The sequence below is a fragment of the Bacillus sp. FSL R10-2201 genome (assembly GCF_038008665.1).
GTDB classification, from domain to species: domain Bacteria; phylum Bacillota; class Bacilli; order Bacillales; family Bacillaceae_G; genus Bacillus_A; species Bacillus_A mycoides.
In genome coordinates this window covers 1,190,045-1,207,465 of record NZ_JBBOZP010000001.1, presented here as the reverse complement: position 1 = coordinate 1,207,465, position 17,421 = coordinate 1,190,045, and the positions used below count along the sequence as shown (strand labels likewise).

The window sequence follows — 17,421 nt, the reverse complement described above, 5'->3', positions numbered from 1 at the left end:
ATTCCTCTCAAAAAAAGAGATGTCCTAAATTAGGACATCTCTTTCTATAATAAAGGTGATAATAACCGATACGTCGATTCAACAATCCGCCTATGAAGACGTCTCTTATGAAATCGGTCAACATGAATTTCACTGGATTCTTCTAAATCGTCTTTAAAATCTTGAACGAGCTTTCGAATGCTACCTGTATCATATAAAAAGGCATTTACTTCAAAGTTTAAATGAAAACTTCTCATATCCATATTAGCTGTCCCAATTGATGCGAGATCAGAATCCACGATGACAACTTTACTATGAAGAAAACCTTTTTCATATTCATATATTTTTACTCCTGCATCTAATAACTCCGGAAAGTACGATCTTGATGCATAAAAGACAGTCCGCTTATCTGGCTTACTTGGCATTAACAAACGAACATCAATACCAGCAAGTGCAGCTACTTTTAATGCAGATAAAATATCATCATCTGGGATAAAGTATGGTGTTGCAATCCAAATCGATTTCCTAGCTGAAGCAATCATTGCAAAATATAAATGTTTAATTGTTTCCCATTTATTATCCGGTCCACCTCCAACAAGTTGGACTCCGCCCCAATGATCACCCTCAACTGCTTCCGCTTGTAAATATTCAGGTGCTAATACCGCCTCACCAGTCATATAAAACCAGTCTTGAAGGAAAATTAGCTGTAAACTTTGAACTGCTTCACCGCGTAAATATAAATGCGTGTCTCGCCAAAAACCGAAATATTTATCCTTCCCTAAATACTCATCACCAATATTTAATCCACCTACAAACCCTTCATTTCCATCTATAATAACGATTTTTCGGTGGTTTCGATAATTAATTTTATCGTTTAAAATTGGAAAGCGCACAGGGAAAAATGGAATCATTTCTACTCCTGCATCATTCAATTCTTCAATATACGAATTTGATAATTTAAAGCTTCCAACCGCGTCGTATAAAAAACGAACGACAACGCCTTCTTTTGATTTTTTTATTAAAATATCTTTAATTTCTGTACCGAGCTTGTCATCACGCACAATGTAATACTCCATATGAATGTGGTGTTTCGCTCGATTTAACCCATCTAAAATTGCCTGAAACGTTTCGTCTCCATTTGTTAATGTCCTCGTTTCAGTTTGAAATGAAATATTTAAAGCACCTAGTCGATCTGCTAAACGAAATAACAATTCTTGATGCTTATGATTTCGTAAAATCCGTTCTTCGTAATCTTCGTGTCCCTTATATTGTAAAAACGCCTGTTCATCGAGTAATGCCTTCTTTTGGAACATTCTTTTTCTACGAAAATTTTGTCCAAATAAAAGATAAGCAAAGAAACCGAACACCGGAAAAATACCTAGTACGATTAACCACGTAAGTGTTTTAGACGGATGGCGGTTTTCTAAGAAAATAACACATCCAATTAAAAATGCGGAAACCGTAAATAAAATACTAATAATACCTAAAATAGAAACATCCTTTATCCCAATGACATCCGAATAAAATGCTACATCAATAAACATGCGTAATGAAACAAATAATGCGAACAATAGTAGAAAAAAGAAAAGTAGTTTTAACGTGTTTTTCATCTCTTACCTCCTTACTAAGAAAGCCTTCCTATTCTTCATAAAAAAAGCCGATTTCATACTATAGAAATCGGCCTACATTTTAGGAGGGAAATTGTTGCGAATTGTCTCAAGCGCACGCTCTTTCACAACCTGTTTCCCATACTCACTTACACGGTGAATCGTTAAAGTAGATTCTTCTCCATATTCTAAAACAATACTTAAAATACGATCAATTTCTTCTTCATCATGTAGCACTTCATCGAATTCCACATATACATAATATCGGTCCTCAAATGAATGTAATTCATCTTTTATATCTTCAAAGATAAGACGATGACTTAATGAAATAACATCTTCAAAATCATTAAACTTAATTAAAAAGCCAAACGTACCATCTTCATTAAAGTTTGTTCCTACTTGTTCTTCTACCTCTTCCACTAATTCTTGCTGGAATAATGATTCGATGCCTTCATCTAGAGGAATGTCTATAATTTTGTCTACACCTATTGGTAGTTCCAGCTTTTGTCCATCCTTTGAAAGCTCCGCTTTCGTTACAAGTACTTCAATCCCTTTATCGACTGCTTGCACTTGGATCCATAACGGCCCATCGATAAAGAAATCATCATGATCACGAGCTTCGTCCATCATCTCCCAAAAGAGCTCTTCACTTCGTTCGCGATCATACCAAATTTCTTCACGATTAAACCCTCTATCCTCTATATCAATGTACGTAATAAAAAATTTCATCGTATGGTCATTAATTCTTTCAATATCCAAAATACAACGCTCCCTTCCTGCTTAGAATTGTTATGAAGGGATTCCCCACTCATATGACAAAACAATAGATTCTTGTACTCTCATTTTATGATAAGATTCTCCAGAAGGGAAATAAAATCGATTTATTTTACAAAAATAGTTATATACCTATCTGTATTCGACTTTTTACATAAAGTGAAACAATAATCAGTATTTTTTTCATCCTCCACTGATTATTAGCTCGCACCAATCGGAATAAATATACCATTATACTAATTCACTGCTCGCAAAAAATTTGGACATACATTCCCATATTCCCTCGTACACTGTAATAAAGTGAAACTTCTATTAGAGGTGATTATTTTGTCCCTGGGAGCGCGGGATCAAAACTAGACAAACTTTCTTCACCACATACATATATTTCGCTTATTAAAACATCATAAATGGAGGCAGACGAATGGACTTAGAGTTTTTAACATCTGTACTACTGATTGTCGGTATCGATGTTGTACTAGGTGGCGATAACGCAATTGTCATCGCACTAGCTAGCCGAAATTTACCTGAAGCAAAACGAAATAAAGCCATTTTGATTGGTACTATGTTAGCAATTGTGCTACGAATTCTCCTCACGATACTAGCTGTCTATTTACTTGATATCCCATTTTTACAACTCACCGGCGGAATTTTACTTACATTAATTGCGGTCAATTTACTCACTGATAATAACAACGATCTTTCTTCTATCAAAGGAAAAACGACTTTATTCCAAGCTGTGCGTACAATTGTATTCGCGGATCTCGTTATGGGGTTTGACAATGTTATTGCCATTGCAGGAGCAGCTCACGGAAGACTTTCACTCGTAATTATCGGTTTATTCATTTCTATCCCGATTATCATTTGGGGAAGCAAACTTATTTTAATACTCATGGAACGCTTTCCATTTCTCATTTATTGCGGAGCAGCAGTTCTCGCCTATACAGCAGGAAAAATGATTACACATGAAGACAGACTTGCAACGTTTTTTCATCATAATCCTAGTTTTGCCACAAGTATCCCTTATTTGTTCATTTTCACCATTTTATGCATAGGCTTTATCGTTCAACAAGTGCGATTACGTAATGTTAAACAGTAAAAAAAAACCTTCTACTCTATAATAGGTAGAAGGTTTTCATATTATTATAATTAATTTACAAGACGCTGTGCTTCACGTAATTGGAACGTTCTTACTGTACGTGGTAAGAAACGACGGATTTCATCTTCGTTGTAACCTACTTGAAGGCGTTTTTCGTCAATCATAATTGGACGACGTAAAATACCTGGATAGTCACGAATCATCTTATATAAATCTTGAAGTGGTAAAGACTCTAAGTTCACATTCAATTCTTGGAAAACTTTTGAACGAGTAGAAATAATCTCATCCGTTCCGCTTTCTGTCATACGTAAAATCTCTTTAATCTCATCAATCGTTAATGGATCTGAGAAAATATTACGTTCTGTATAAGGAATATGATTTTCCTCTAGCCATAATTTCGCCTTTCTACAAGACGTACAGCTTGGAGAACTATATAATGTTACCATACAAAGCTCACTCTCCTTAAAGAGTACAAATTCTGTACTAATTACAGTTTAAATTTCTAACTTCCGCAATTTTTCGCGATAACTTGTCTTATAGCAAAGTAAAAAATCGCAATTCATGTAAGCAACAATAATTACTTTTAATAAGTAACTTCTATAATCATTATACAATAGTTTTTGCAAGAAATATACAGTGAATTTACTGCTAGTTGAGAAAATTTCTCCGTGTACTCCACTGCTATGCAACATGATTATACTCAGTAAAACTGTCCTTTAACAACGGTCTTCAACCCTTTTGATACTTACTTTCTACAATAATCTTCACTTGATATACAATTACAGTTTCATAATCTTCCCCATTAAAAAGAGAGCGTTTTCTTACCTTTTCCCAACAAAACAATTGAGAAATGTAAGACTCTAAAGGTTAGAAACAAAAGGAACATTTGTTCTTATTTTAACAAATCTCTCCGCTCATGTCTATATGCTTTCTAAAGTAAATCGAATATTTTTCTGACATTTCTTTCTTTTTTACCATTTATCTCATACAATAAAAATACAGACAGACAAAGGGGGAATTTGCATATGATCGCTTTTTTTACTGATTTTATCATTGTTGCTACCCTCATCATCGGAATAACAGCATTGATTGGTGTCATTACAAATAGCATCGGTGAAAAACTCTTTGGTGGGAAAGAAAAAATGAAGTTTGTTAACAAAAGTTTAGATGTACAATCTGGCTGGAACCAAGTTGGCGGAAAAGGCATTTATAAAAAACGTACGTACTAAAAAAAGCAGGTAATTACCTGCTTTTTTTTGTTATTTTCCTACTGATGCCCATTTGAAGCTTACTTCGCCACCATACTTATGGTTGTACATATCTTTAATTGTTTCTCTTTGTAAATATGCTCTACCACGTTGATATACTGGAACAATCGCAGCGTCATCAAGTAACATTTTTTCTGCTTCAAGTAAGTTTTTCCAACGAGCATTTACGTCGCTTCCATCTTTCTTCGCTTTCATAATAATCTCATCGTACTTCGGATTAGAATACTTCATTTTATTTTGTGCCCCATCAGTTACGAACATATCAAGATATGTAACTGGATCTGGGAAGTCTGCACTCCATCCAGAGAATGACATTACAAAGTCGCCCGCATCTTCTAATTTTAGTTTTTGCGCGAATGGTTGTTGTTTAATTTTCACTGTTAAACCTGGTAAATTCTTTTCTAACTCACCTTTTAAATATTCACCAGTTTTCTTCGATAATTCAACGTCTTCATTTAATAGCTCTAATTCAATTTCGTTTTTACCAAGCTCTTTTTTACCAGCTTCCCAATACTTTTTCGCTTCTTTTACATTTGGTTTTACAATATCTCCATTTTCAACACGGAAATCTTTTTTATCCGGTCCTTTAATGAAATTGTCAGGAATTAATCCCGTCGCTGGCTTAGAACCGTTATTTAATAATGTATCAACGAATGGTTTACGGTCAAAACCAAGAGAAATTGCTTTACGAATATTTTTATTTGCTAAAGCTGGGTCTTTTTGATTTAAGCGAAGGAAGAATACAGATGTATCTTCTACCGTTTTGAAATCTGGTTTTCCTTTATATTTATCGATGAACTCTGCTAATAACGTCGCTCGATCGACTGCGTTTGTTTCATATAAATTAATTGGCGTAGACGTATCTTTTACAATATTAAAGTTTACTTCCTCAAGCTTCACTTCTTTATTGTCCCAATATGATGAGCTCTTTGTCATTTTGAAGCTACGTTCATGTTGCCAATCACTTAATGTAAATGGTCCGTTATAAAGTGTTGTATTTGCTTCTAAACCAAACTTCGCCCCTTGCTCTTTCACATACTTTTCATTAACAGGATAGAAGATCGGATAGACCATTAAATCAACAAGATATGGAATAGAATTATCTAATTCTACTTCTAGTGTATGATCATCAATCGCTTTTACACCTAATTGGTCTGGACTCATCTCTTTTTTATTAATTTTCTCAGCATTTTTTATATCGTACATAATGTACGCCGATTTCGCAGCTGTATCTGGATTAATTGCTCTTTGCCATGCATACACGAAATCTTTCGCCGTTACAGGTTCACCATTTGACCATTTTGCATCTTCACGTAATTTAAATGTATACTTTTTACCGTCTTCTGACTTTTGGAATTCCTTCGCTACACCTGGAACTAATTTATCGTCTTTCCCAAGGCGGTATAGGCCTTCCATCGTATTGTTCATTACTTTTGAAGAAACTGCATCAGCTGATAACGCTGGGTCCATCGTTGGAATTTCTTGTGTTTCAATTAAGTTAATAACTTGCTTCGCACCGCTTTTCCCGCTATCCCCTTTTGCGTTCGCTTGCGGTTCATCTTTTTGGTAGCCACATGCCCCTAAAATCATGCTCATTGCTACTGTTGATGCTACAAAAACTGGTATCTTTTTTTTCATACTTCCACCCTCCAAAAAAAATGTTAGCCCTTTCATTTTCAAACAGAAAGAAATATATATATGTTCTAATAATTCGTATTATACACACAAATATATTCTTTGTATATTTATATTTCTATTTTATTAAAATTTTCTGTTAACACCACGTGCATTTGTAAACGTTTCACACTGCGTTTTTATTGAACTAAAGTGTTAAAAATGACCATTTTTATACTTTTCTAAATTATCAGAGAAAAATAAATTTTATATTCTATAATATCTTGTGCATAATTATTCCTCCTTTTTTGTCATAAAATGAAGGTTTATTCATATTGAAAATATGTAGGCTAAAATAAGTGCAAAGGATATGAAAGTGTGTTACGATACACTTTGCTAAAAATAGATATCGGTAAAGAGGGGACGGACATGACAGCAATTCGCTCAAAAAACGGGCCAACAGAGAAATTAAGTTTATTCTTATTAACATGGCCTATTTTTCTAGAAGTTTTTCTTTTTATGCTGATGGGGATCGCTGATACTTTCATGTTAAGTGCATTATCAGACGATGCTGTATCTGGGGTTGGTGCAGCGAATCAATACCTTCATATCGCGATTTTAGTACTAGAAGTCATAGGAAATGGTGCAGCTATCGTTGTATCCCAATACCTCGGTTCTAAACGCTTTATGGAAGCATCAAAAATATCAGCATTAGCCGTCACATTAAATTTAGTGGTCGGACTCATTATAAGCGCTGGTTTTCTTTTATTTTCAAAACATATGATGATGGCAATGAATTTACAAGGCGATGTACTAACGTATGCACAAAGCTATCTATCCATCGTCGGAGGAGCTATTTTCCTTCAAGCTATTATTAACTCATTAGCCGCAATTATCCGCGTTCACGGCTTTACAAAGCAAGCGATGTTTGTTTCGCTTGGAATGAATATTATTCATATCGTCGGAAACTACGTACTTATTTTCGGGAAATTCGGTTTCCCTGAACTTGGTGTACAAGGAGCCGCGATTTCTTCCGCTGTCAGCCGGTTAATCGCACTTATCGTTTTCTTCTGGTTACTGTACCGCGTTATGGAATACCGTGTGAAATTACAATATTACTTCACTTTATCAAAAGAATACGTTGGCAAAATTTTAAAGATCGGCATTCCATCTGCATTCGAACAAGTCATGTATCAAGCTTGTCAAATTGTCTTCTTATATTACGCAACATACTTAGGTACGGAATCGTTAGCTGCAAGACAATACGCTACTAACATTTCCATGTTCACTTATTTATTCGCCATTGCTATCGGTATGGGAACAGCTATTATCGTTGGACGCCTAGTTGGCGGAAATGAAAAGGATGAAGCTTACACACGCGTATGGAAAAGTGTACAATGGGCGATTGGTGTAACTTTATTTATGGTCATGCTCGTTGTTACATTCCGCACACAATTAATGGGACTATTTACGGATAATCCTCATATTATCGCTCTAGGGGCAAGCGTTCTTTTACTAAGTGTACTACTTGAAACAGGACGGACGATGAACATCGTCATCATTAATTCACTTCGTGCAGCTGGCGATGCAAAATACCCTGTTTTAATCGGCGCATTCTCCATGGTGTTAATGAGCTTACCACTCGGTTACTTTTTCGCCTTCCATTTAGACATGGGGCTCGTTGGTATTTGGCTAGCGATTGCTATCGACGAATGGACGCGAGCAATTATTATGTTCTTCCGCTGGAGAAGTAGATCGTGGGAAAATTATGCACTTGTTAAACCAAATGAGCAAGATGAGAGTGTTTCTGTTCAAGCGCAGTAAAATAAAAGTGTTTCTAAATGAAGAAAAAGGCGGCTGGATTTCAGTCGCCTTTTCTTCATTCTTGGAAACTCTTAATTTGCTGTCTTTAAACCGAAAAAGAACTTGGATAAAATCTCTTTATACTAAATTAAGTTTAATTAGTATAAAAAAATAGAGCCATCCTTCTTTAATAGAAGAATGGCTCTACTTTATTATTGATAGATTTCTTTATATTTCTTATACTCTGCTTCAGAACATAATACAAAATGTCCTGGGCGAATTTCACGCATTGTTGGTGCTTCCTCACCATATTGATGTTGAGATGGATCGTATACGATACGTTTACGATTGCGCTCATAATCTGGATCTGGAAGCGGAATTGCAGATAGTAGTGATTTTGTATATGGATGCATTGGATTCGCATATAACTCTTCACTTGTTGTCAACTCAACGATTTGACCACGGTACATTACACCAATGCGATCACTAATGTATTTTACCATTGATAAATCATGGGCGATGAATAAGTATGTTAAACCTTTTTCTCTTTGTAACTGTTTCAGTAAGTTTACAACTTGCGCCTGAATCGATACGTCAAGTGCTGAGATTGGTTCATCAGCAATGATAAATTCAGGTTCTACAGCTAGCGCACGAGCGATACCGATACGTTGACGTTGTCCGCCTGAGAATTCATGCGGGAAACGGTTTGCGTGCTCTTTATTTAAACCAACTGTATTTAATAATTCATGAACACGGTCCATACGCTCTTTTTTGCCTTTTGCTAGTCCGTGAATATCAATACCTTCTGCAATAATATCCCCTACTGTCATACGAGGATTTAATGATGCATATGGATCTTGGAAAATCATTTGCATTTTACGGTTGAACTTCTTCAGCTCGGCACGTGATTTTTTACCATGTACATTTTCACCATCGAACAACACTTCACCAGCAGTTGCATCATATAAACGAATAATCGTTCTTCCAGTTGTCGATTTACCACAACCTGATTCTCCTACAAGACCAAATGTTTCTCCGCGGTAAATATCAAATGAAATATCATTAACCGCTTTGACAACACCACCACTCACGTCGAAGTGCTGCTTTACATTTTTTACTTCAATTAATTTCTCACGTTGTTTAGTCATGTTGTTCACCTGCTTTCATTTGAAGAATGCGTTTTTCAACGACTGCCGGTGGTTTTACTTCTGGAGCTTGCTCGTGAAGTAACCAAGTTGCCGCATAGTGTGTATCACTTACTTTAAATAAAGGTGGGTCCATTTCAAAATCAATTTTCAATGCCTGCGGGTTACGTGGTGCAAAAGCATCACCCTTTGGCGGTTTTAATAAGTCTGGAGGCGTTCCTGGAATCGCATATAGCTCGTCCTCTGCACCATCTAAGCTTGGCATAGATGCGATTAAGCCCCATGTGTATGGATGTTTTGGATTGTAGAAAATTTCATCAACAGTTCCAATTTCAACAACTTTACCAGCGTACATAACCGCAACTCGGTCTGCAACGTTTGCCACTACACCTAAGTCATGCGTAATGAAAATGATTGCTGCTTCTGTTTTTTGCTGAATGTCCTTCATAAGTTCTAAAATTTGCGCCTGAATTGTAACGTCTAGCGCTGTTGTCGGCTCATCGGCAATTAATAATTTCGGGTTACAAGCTAACGCCATCGCAATAACTACACGCTGTCTCATACCACCTGAGAATTGGTGAGGATATTGTTTTAAGCGCGCTTCTGGATTCGGAATACCTACAAGGTCGATTAATTCTAACGCAACTTTACGTGCATCTGCTTTACTCATCCCTTGGTGTTTAATAAGGCCTTCCATAATTTGATTTCCAATTGTCATCGTTGGGTTTAATGATGTCATTGGATCTTGGAAAATCATCGCAATATCTTTACCGCGTACTTGTTGCATTTCTTTTTCTGTTAGTTTCGTTAAGTCACGACCTTCAAATACGATTTCACCGTTTTTAATACGCCCTGGAGGATTCGGAATTAATCCCATTAACGCTTTAGAAGTAACTGATTTACCAGAACCAGATTCTCCTACAATCGCTAATGTTTCCCCTTTTTTCAAATCAAAAGTAACTCCGCGCACTGCTTGTACTTCACCTGCATGTGTATCAAAGGAGACTTGTAAATCTTTTACCTCTAACAATGTTTTCATTTTTACTTCTCCCTCCTCGTTTACTTACGCATTTTTGGATCTAACGCATCGCGTAATCCATCTGCCATTAAGTTGAATGCTAGAATTAACATACTGATGACAACCGCAGGGATGAACATCATGTGTGGATACGTTTGAATTGATTTATATCCATCATTTACAAGAGAACCAAGTGATGCGAATGGTGGCTGAATTCCTAAACCGATGAAGCTTAAGAATGCCTCACCAAACACCGCTGATGGAATTGTAAACATTGTCATTACGATAATTGGTCCCATAACGTTTGGAATTAAGTGTTTCACAATTAATTGTGTATTTGTTGCACCTAATGTACGAGACGCTAATACATACTCTTGGTTTTTTAACTTTAAGATTTGTCCACGAACAATCCGCGACATCCCTATCCAACCTGTAATCGCCATTGCGAGTGTGATTGACCAAATACCAGATCCCATAATGATTACCATTAAAATAACGATGATTAAGTATGGAATACCATTAATAATCTCCATAATACGTTGCATAATATTATCTACTCTACCGCCGTAGAATGCTGAAATACCCCCGTATGCAACCCCAATTACTAGGTCAATTGCTGCTGCTAAAAGAGCGATATATAATGATACGCGTGTACCTTCCCATGTTCTTGTCCATAAGTCACGGCCAAGATCATCTGTACCAAACCAGAAGTACTCTTTAATATCACGTTTTGCATATTGGTCAACACCATATTGATCTGTGCCGTCAAATGGTAACCAATGAATATTTTCAATCACTGGAATTTTCGGTGGCATTTTCGCACGACCTAAATCCTGCTCTTTATAAGAATGTTTACTTACCATCGGTCCAAAAATTGCTAGTAGTACAATAATGCTCAATAATACTAAACCCAACATCGCGCCTTTATGTTGGAACAAGCGTCTTCGTACATCTTGCCAAAACGTTAAGCTTGGACGGGCAATGACTTCATTATCAACATTATTTTGATTGGCTTGTTGAAATAAATCTGGAGATAATTTTTGTACATCTTTCATCATTTTTTCCCTCCCGCTAAACGAATACGAGGATCAATAATTCCGTATAAAATATCGACAATGAAAATAACTACGATGAAGATCGCACTATAGAAAATTGTAGTTCCCATAATAACTGTATAGTCATTCACTGTAATAGATTTAACGAACTGTTCCCCAAGTCCTGGTACAGCATAAATTTGCTCGATAACAAGTGTTCCTGTAATTAATGCAGCAACCATTGGTCCTAAAATTGTTACAACTGGAATTAACGCGTTACGAAGTGCGTGTTTGACAATGATAACGCCTTGACTAATTCCTTTTGCTTTCGCTGTTAAAATATAATCAGACTGCATAACTTCAATTAATTCTGCACGAGAGAAACGTGCGATTGTTGCGATAACTCCCATCGATAATGCAATTGTAGGCATTACTGTAAACTCTGGTCCTTTCCAGAACGCTACTGGGAACCAGCCAAGTTTTACCCCTACGAAATATTGTAGTAATGCGGCGAATACGAACGATGGTACCGACATCCCGAGTACCGAAATAACTGTTGCACTATAATCGACCCATGTATTATTACGAAGTGCCGCAACAATTCCTAAAAGTAAACCGATAAATGTTCCTAATATAATCGCTTGTAAACCAAGTTGTGCTGATGGTCCAATGCGATCCACAATCATGTCTGTTACTGGGCGGTTATCATATTGGAATGATACCCCTAAATCACCTTGCGCTAAGTTACCTAAGTAACGTGCATATTGAACTGGTACTGGATCATTTAAACCATATTTTTCAAGAATGATTTCTTTTTGTGCCGGTGATAATTTCTCCTGGTTTTTAAGCGGAGAACCCGGAAGTAATTTCATCAAGAAGAAAGTCAGTGTAGTAATTAAAAATAATGTCAAAGCCATGTACACGAAACGTTTTAATACATAACGTCCCATAGTAAAGCACCTCCCCGTTTTTCTCAAAAGCAATAAGATAGTTTGAAATATTCTTACTTTTATTTTTTTAAAATAAGAGCACATGCCCATCATAGGCATATACCCTTGTAAACGATGGAAAAAAGATTATTTTTGTTCAACAGATGCCCATTTGTAAGTTAATTTACCACCGTAGTTAATCGGGATAATATCTTTTACAGCACCTTTTACTACATACGCTGAACCTTTTTGATAGACTGGAGCAATAACTGCATCCTCTTTAATTAACATCTTCTCTACCTCTAAAAGGTTGTTCCAGCGAGCCTGTAAATCTTTTGTATCTGTTTTTGCTTTTAGAATTAGTTCATCATATTTCGGATTAGAATATCCCGTTTTGTTTTGTGAACCATTCGTAACAAACATATCTAAATATGAGATTGGATCTGGGAAATCTGGACCCCAAACACCAAACGCAATATCATATTGCTGAGAATCTTCTAATTTATTTTTTTGTGCGAATGGCTGCTGTTTAATTTTGATCGATAAACCAGGTAAGTTCTTTTCCATCTCACCTTTTAAGAATTCGCCAATTTTTTTCGCATCTTCATTATCGAAGCTTAAGAATTCTAATTCGATTTTATCAGTGCCAAGCTCTTTCTTCGCTGTTTCCCAAAGTTTTTTCGCTTCTTTTGAATCCGTTTCAACTAGCTTTCCATTTTCAGCACGGAAGTCTTTTTTATTCGGACCTTCAGCGAAATCTTTTCCAACAAATCCGTAAGCACCAATTGCGCCGTTGTTTAAAATAACTTTTGCAATGTTATCACGGTCAAAGGACATTGAAATTGCTTTTCTTAAGTTTTTATTACTCAAATACTTATTATTTTGATTGAATCTTAAGTAGGCAACTCCTGCTTCTTGTCGTGCTTGGAACTCTGGAGTTTTTTTAAATTTATCAACAAATTCCGACGTTAGAGCCGCACGATCAATCGCATTTGTCTCATATAAATTTACATCAGTCGATGTATTTTTCACAATATTGAAATTTATTTCTTCGATTTTAACCGTCTTGTTATCCCAATATGATGGGTTCTTCTTAAATTGGAAGCTTTGTTCATGTTTCCAATCACTCATAACGAATGGCCCGTTATATAATGTTGTATTTGCCTCTAAACCAAACTTATCACCTTGTGATTTCACAAAGTTCTCATTTAGTGGGTAAAACACCGGATAAACCGTTAAATCAATAAAGTAAGGAACGGGATTGTCTAATTCCACTTCTAATGTATAATCATCAATCGCTTTTACACCTAATTGGTCAGCAGGTAATTCTTTTTTATGAATTTTTTCTGCATTTTTAATATCGAACATAATGTACGAATACGTCGCTTTTGTATCTGGATTTACTGCTCTTTTCCATGAATACACAAAGTCTTTCGCTGTTACAGGTTCCCCATTCGACCATTTCGCATCTTTTCTTAATTTAAATATGTATTTCTTCCCATCATCTAGCTTTTGGACATCTTCAGCAATCCCAGGCATTCTCTTTTGATCTTTGCCAGTACGATATAAACCTTCCATCGTATTATTTAATGCTGTTGAAGATGCAGAATCTGATGCTAACGATGCATCCATTGATGGAATTTCAGATAACTCTGTTAAATTAAGAATCTGCTTTCCGTTACTACTACTAGTAGCGTTTTCTTTTCCTTTTGCTTTAGCGTCCTCTTTCTGGTAGCTACACGCGCCAAGCAACATACTTGCAGTTAAAGTTGATGCAAGTAATAACGGTATCTTTTTCTTCATGTAGTGTTGCCTCCCCTAATTGCACTTCCTGTCCCCTCACTTGTAGAAAAACAGAATTGAAAGAATAATCTCCAAGTTTCTACAATTTTCATTATACATATAATATGACGATTGTGAATATAGTTTTTTGTTTTTTTGTTAAAATTTTTAATAAAATGTTTATATTTTTAATTTTTCGTAAAGGGATAGGTTAACATTGCTACCATCATCTTGAAATCAGACTGCAATTGCGTATAATTTTCAAAAAATTATTTATATTACTTATTATAGCTTTTATAGTATAATAATTCTAGTAATATTTTGACGGAGGGGAATATTTTGAATAAAGTTTTTTTTCATACTTGTATACTATTTTTGGTTGCGATAATCGCTTCTAGTGTGGGCGCATTCCTCGTTTCATCTCAATTTTTGTTGAATTTTGTCAACATCTCATTCTATATTGCATTGTTTTTTATTCTTATAGGTGGTTTTTTATTCATATTTCAAAATGGATTTTTTAACGTAACAATTTACGCATTCCAAAGAGTATTTGGTACGAATAAAAAAATTGACTCTTTAATTGAAGAAGCAGAGGAACCTATCGATAAGAAAGAACGTATTTATAAAACATATTCATTCAAATGGACGTATCCGATTTGTATTACCGGCATCGTACTTGGGTTGTTCTCAATACTCATTAGCTTTACTATTTTGATGTAGTTTGCAAACACTGCTCCATATGATATAATAATCAGCAAAACATTTTGTTATAAAACTTTAGTTCTTTCATATTAAAAGGGCTCAGTTAACAATAAATTTATATGTATGCGATGATAAAGAAGAGTACATATTGGGGCAATTTCAGAGAGCTTGTGGGTGGTGTGAACAAGTAATTGTACAGTATGGAATGGGCTTTTGAGCACCAAACCGAACCGAAAGTAGTAGGCTTTGGCGTTATATCCAGACGTTATTATGGATCTTGAGAGATTTCACAGCTGTGAAATAATTAGGGTGGTACCGCGGTCCATTCGTCCCTATGTAATTTGGGATGAATGGGCTTTTTTGTATGCCTTCTCTTCCCCATCGCACATTCAATTTTAGGAGGAATTACTTATGTCAGTTATCTTTTCTGGTATTCAGCCAAGCGGAACAATTACACTTGGAAACTATTTAGGAGCTATGAAGCAATTTACAGAGCTTCAAAATGAACACGACTGTTATTTCTGTATTGTAAACCAACATGCGATTACAGTACCTCAAGATCCCGTACAACTTCGTAAAAACATTCGCAGTCTTGCTGCACTTTATGTAGCATGTGGCATCGATCCTGAAAAAGCTACTTTATTTGTACAATCAGAAGTACCAGCACACGCTCAACTAGGATGGATTATGCAATCAGTTGCTTACGTTGGAGAATTAGAGCGTATGACGCAATATAAAGATAAATCTTCTGGTAGAGATTCAGTTCCAGCTGGATTACTAACGTATCCACCATTAATGGCTGCTGATATTTTACTTTACAACACTGAAATCGTACCTGTTGGTGATGATCAAAAACAACATATGGAATTAACACGCGACCTAGCAGAGCGTTTCAACAAACGCTTCCGTGAAGTGTTCACTGTTCCTGAAATTCGTATTCCAAAAGTAGGAGCTCGCGTTATGTCATTAACAGAACCTACGAAAAAAATGAGTAAATCTGATCCGAATCCAAAAGCAATGATCAGTATGCTTGATGAACCAAAAACAATTGAAAAGAAAATTAAAAGTGCTGTAACTGATTCTGAAGGTATCGTGAAATTTGATAAAGAAAACAAACCTGGAATCTCTAACTTATTAACAATCTACTCTTCATTCTCTGGAAAAACAGTTGAAGAAATAGAAGCAATGTACGAAGGAAAAGGATACGGAGACTTCAAAGGCGACCTAGCACAAGTAGTCGTAGAAGCAATTCGTCCAATCCAAGAAAAATATAACGAACTAATCAACTCACCAGAACTAGACGAAATTCTAGACAAAGGTGCCGAAAAAGCGAACCGCGTTGCATTCAAACAACTACGTAAAGTAGAAAACGCAATGGGATTAAGTAGAAAGCGTAGGTAACTTATAAAGCGGAGGCAGCTCGTTCAGCTCTGACTGGCTAAGGTTCTTTCGCATAGAAGACGCTTTTTGTCTTCTTATGCGGAAGGTTCTTAGACACGAAGAGCTTGCCGCTGGAGCTGGATTTATTTATAAAGCGGAGGCGACTGCTTAGCCCTGACGGATAAGGTTCTTCCCCACAGAAGGTGCTTTTTACCTTCTCGTGGGGAAGGTTCTTAGACGCGAAGGGCTAGGAGCCGGAGCTAGATTCCACATAAAGCGGAAGCGGCTCGTTCAGAATGTGAGGAGGATGGAGTTCCTGACGCAGAGGCGTTTTTTGCCTCGCAGGAAGGCGCGAAGCCACCGAACATTCTTGGTCACCTCCATAAAAAAAACCGCCAATTGGCGGTTTTTTTAATTTACCTTCTGCTCATTTTCCATTTCCCATAACTTTTCAAAAAACGGCTGTCCTTTTACAAGGCGCTCACATAATTGCTCGTGCTTCTCAGACCATCCAGTTTTCGCTTCATCATAAAGTTTAGCCCAAACATCTTCAAACTCCATATGTTGGACCATTCCGTACGCTGATGGATCCCACTCTGTGAACCAATAGCGAATTTCAGCTGGATTTTTCGTTGTATGTAATTGATCTAATGCCATAAATAATAATTGTTTTAACTGTCTTTCTTTACGAGTTAGGCCGTTCATAATGAAAGGCGACGGCGATAAAATATGATGTTCTTTTTCAATCTCTTCCACTTGGAACTCATACTTTTCTGCTTGCACATTCTCTACCATCTCATATACCATCTGTTCTTGACGCGGTATAAGCCTACTTTTTCTAATTGGCACATTATAGCCGATTGAATCAATCGCAATAATTCCTTTTCCATCTGTAACTACAAAACAATATTCTTGTTGCAAACGTTCGTGATTTTTACGAATATAAGCCTTATGATATACGTCTTCCAATAATTTTTGCGGAAGCTCTAATAATTCGTTCTCGATGTAATGATATAATGTGGCATCTACTTTTAATAATGGCACTTGATCTAATAGCTCAATCGTATCATCTTTCCGCCATTCGTAAAAATGACAAACGTTATACCCATTCTCTTCACCTTCAAACCAATTTACCCATACATCATGTAGATATAACATTCACTACCCCTCACTTCACTACTGTTTGTACCAATCATTATGTTCAGTTTTGCTTAACTTTATTCCACTTGAGGAAATATATTCTAATTATTATTTTTTCTTCTATAATATTAAAAAACAGGAGATAGCTCC

General features: G+C 36.1%; 15 protein-coding genes and 1 other annotated feature. Of the genes, 5 read left to right on the top strand and 10 right to left on the bottom strand.

Annotated elements, in window-relative coordinates:
* Nucleotides 1-44: 44 nt before the first annotated feature.
* Both NSQ69_RS06220 and mecA read right to left on the bottom strand, forming a co-directional pair.
* Nucleotides 45-1,589 carry a cardiolipin synthase gene (locus tag NSQ69_RS06220; RefSeq protein WP_002064255.1) on the bottom strand — a complete coding sequence of 515 codons (1,545 nt, stop codon included), beginning with the start codon at nt 1,587-1,589 and terminating at the stop codon, nt 45-47.
* Nucleotides 1,590-1,661: 72 nt separating this feature from the next.
* On the bottom strand, nt 1,662-2,345 hold the full coding sequence (gene mecA / locus NSQ69_RS06215) for an adaptor protein MecA (protein ID WP_002011351.1): 684 nt from the start codon (nt 2,343-2,345) through the stop codon (nt 1,662-1,664).
* A gap of 436 nt (nt 2,346-2,781) precedes the next feature.
* Between mecA and NSQ69_RS06210 the strand changes: the two genes are divergently transcribed.
* Nucleotides 2,782-3,456, top strand: coding sequence for a TerC family protein (locus NSQ69_RS06210; protein ID WP_002030376.1), 675 nt, complete (start codon nt 2,782-2,784; stop codon nt 3,454-3,456).
* Between the two features lie 50 nt (nt 3,457-3,506).
* Here the strand turns inward: NSQ69_RS06210 and spx are convergent, their stop codons facing one another.
* A complete protein-coding gene (spx, locus tag NSQ69_RS06205; RefSeq protein ID WP_002011348.1) occupies nt 3,507-3,902 on the bottom strand; it encodes a transcriptional regulator Spx in 396 nt (131 codons plus the stop codon).
* 579 nt (nt 3,903-4,481) lie between these two features.
* Between spx and NSQ69_RS06200 the strand changes: the two genes are divergently transcribed.
* The gene (locus NSQ69_RS06200) at nt 4,482-4,685 is read left to right on the top strand and encodes a hypothetical protein (RefSeq protein ID WP_000559981.1); all 204 of its coding nucleotides are present in this window, start codon (nt 4,482-4,484) and stop codon (nt 4,683-4,685) included.
* 30 nt (nt 4,686-4,715) lie between these two features.
* Here NSQ69_RS06200 and NSQ69_RS06195 read toward each other — a convergent pair whose 3' ends face one another.
* Nucleotides 4,716-6,362 carry a peptide ABC transporter substrate-binding protein gene (locus NSQ69_RS06195; protein ID WP_002125935.1) on the bottom strand — a complete coding sequence of 549 codons (1,647 nt, stop codon included), beginning with the start codon at nt 6,360-6,362 and terminating at the stop codon, nt 4,716-4,718.
* Between the two features lie 354 nt (nt 6,363-6,716).
* On the opposite strand from NSQ69_RS06195, the gene NSQ69_RS06190 reads away from it, so the two are divergent.
* Nucleotides 6,717-8,162, top strand: a complete 1,446-nt coding sequence (locus NSQ69_RS06190; RefSeq protein WP_341099028.1) for an MATE family efflux transporter — start codon at nt 6,717-6,719, stop codon at nt 8,160-8,162.
* Nucleotides 8,163-8,353: 191 nt separating this feature from the next.
* Here the strand turns inward: NSQ69_RS06190 and NSQ69_RS06185 are convergent, their stop codons facing one another.
* From NSQ69_RS06185 to NSQ69_RS06165, 5 genes are all read right to left on the bottom strand, one after another.
* Nucleotides 8,354-9,289, bottom strand: coding sequence for an ABC transporter ATP-binding protein (locus NSQ69_RS06185; RefSeq protein WP_002086978.1), 936 nt, complete (start codon nt 9,287-9,289; stop codon nt 8,354-8,356).
* Nucleotides 9,282-10,325, bottom strand: coding sequence for an ABC transporter ATP-binding protein (locus NSQ69_RS06180; RefSeq protein ID WP_002011337.1), 1,044 nt, complete (start codon nt 10,323-10,325; stop codon nt 9,282-9,284). The genes NSQ69_RS06185 and NSQ69_RS06180 overlap by 8 nt, the downstream gene beginning before the upstream one ends.
* Nucleotides 10,326-10,345: 20 nt before the next feature.
* Nucleotides 10,346-11,362: an oligopeptide ABC transporter permease gene (gene opp3C / locus NSQ69_RS06175; protein WP_000974104.1), complete on the bottom strand. Its 1,017-nt coding sequence runs from the start codon at nt 11,360-11,362 to the stop codon at nt 10,346-10,348.
* Nucleotides 11,359-12,288: an oligopeptide ABC transporter permease gene (opp3b, locus tag NSQ69_RS06170; protein WP_063226144.1), complete on the bottom strand. Its 930-nt coding sequence runs from the start codon at nt 12,286-12,288 to the stop codon at nt 11,359-11,361. Before opp3b ends, opp3C begins: the two co-directional genes overlap by 4 nt.
* Nucleotides 12,289-12,414: 126 nt before the next feature.
* Nucleotides 12,415-14,070 carry a peptide ABC transporter substrate-binding protein gene (locus tag NSQ69_RS06165; RefSeq protein WP_088044782.1) on the bottom strand — a complete coding sequence of 552 codons (1,656 nt, stop codon included), beginning with the start codon at nt 14,068-14,070 and terminating at the stop codon, nt 12,415-12,417.
* A gap of 318 nt (nt 14,071-14,388) precedes the next feature.
* Here NSQ69_RS06165 and NSQ69_RS06160 point away from each other — a divergent pair, with 318 nt between their 5' ends.
* Both NSQ69_RS06160 and trpS read left to right on the top strand, forming a co-directional pair.
* Nucleotides 14,389-14,769 (top strand): DUF3899 domain-containing protein, encoded by a 381-nt coding sequence (locus NSQ69_RS06160; RefSeq protein ID WP_002149831.1) that lies wholly within the window; start codon nt 14,389-14,391, stop codon nt 14,767-14,769.
* A gap of 101 nt (nt 14,770-14,870) precedes the next feature.
* Nucleotides 14,871-15,088, top strand: a binding site (T-box leader).
* A 74-nt stretch (nt 15,089-15,162) separates the two neighbouring features.
* On the top strand, nt 15,163-16,152 hold the full coding sequence (gene trpS / locus NSQ69_RS06155) for a tryptophan--tRNA ligase (RefSeq protein WP_088044783.1): 990 nt from the start codon (nt 15,163-15,165) through the stop codon (nt 16,150-16,152).
* Between the two features lie 390 nt (nt 16,153-16,542).
* Here trpS and NSQ69_RS06150 read toward each other — a convergent pair whose 3' ends face one another.
* Nucleotides 16,543-17,289: a YjbA family protein gene (locus tag NSQ69_RS06150; protein WP_002030367.1), complete on the bottom strand. Its 747-nt coding sequence runs from the start codon at nt 17,287-17,289 to the stop codon at nt 16,543-16,545.
* Nucleotides 17,290-17,421: the final 132 nt, after the last annotated feature.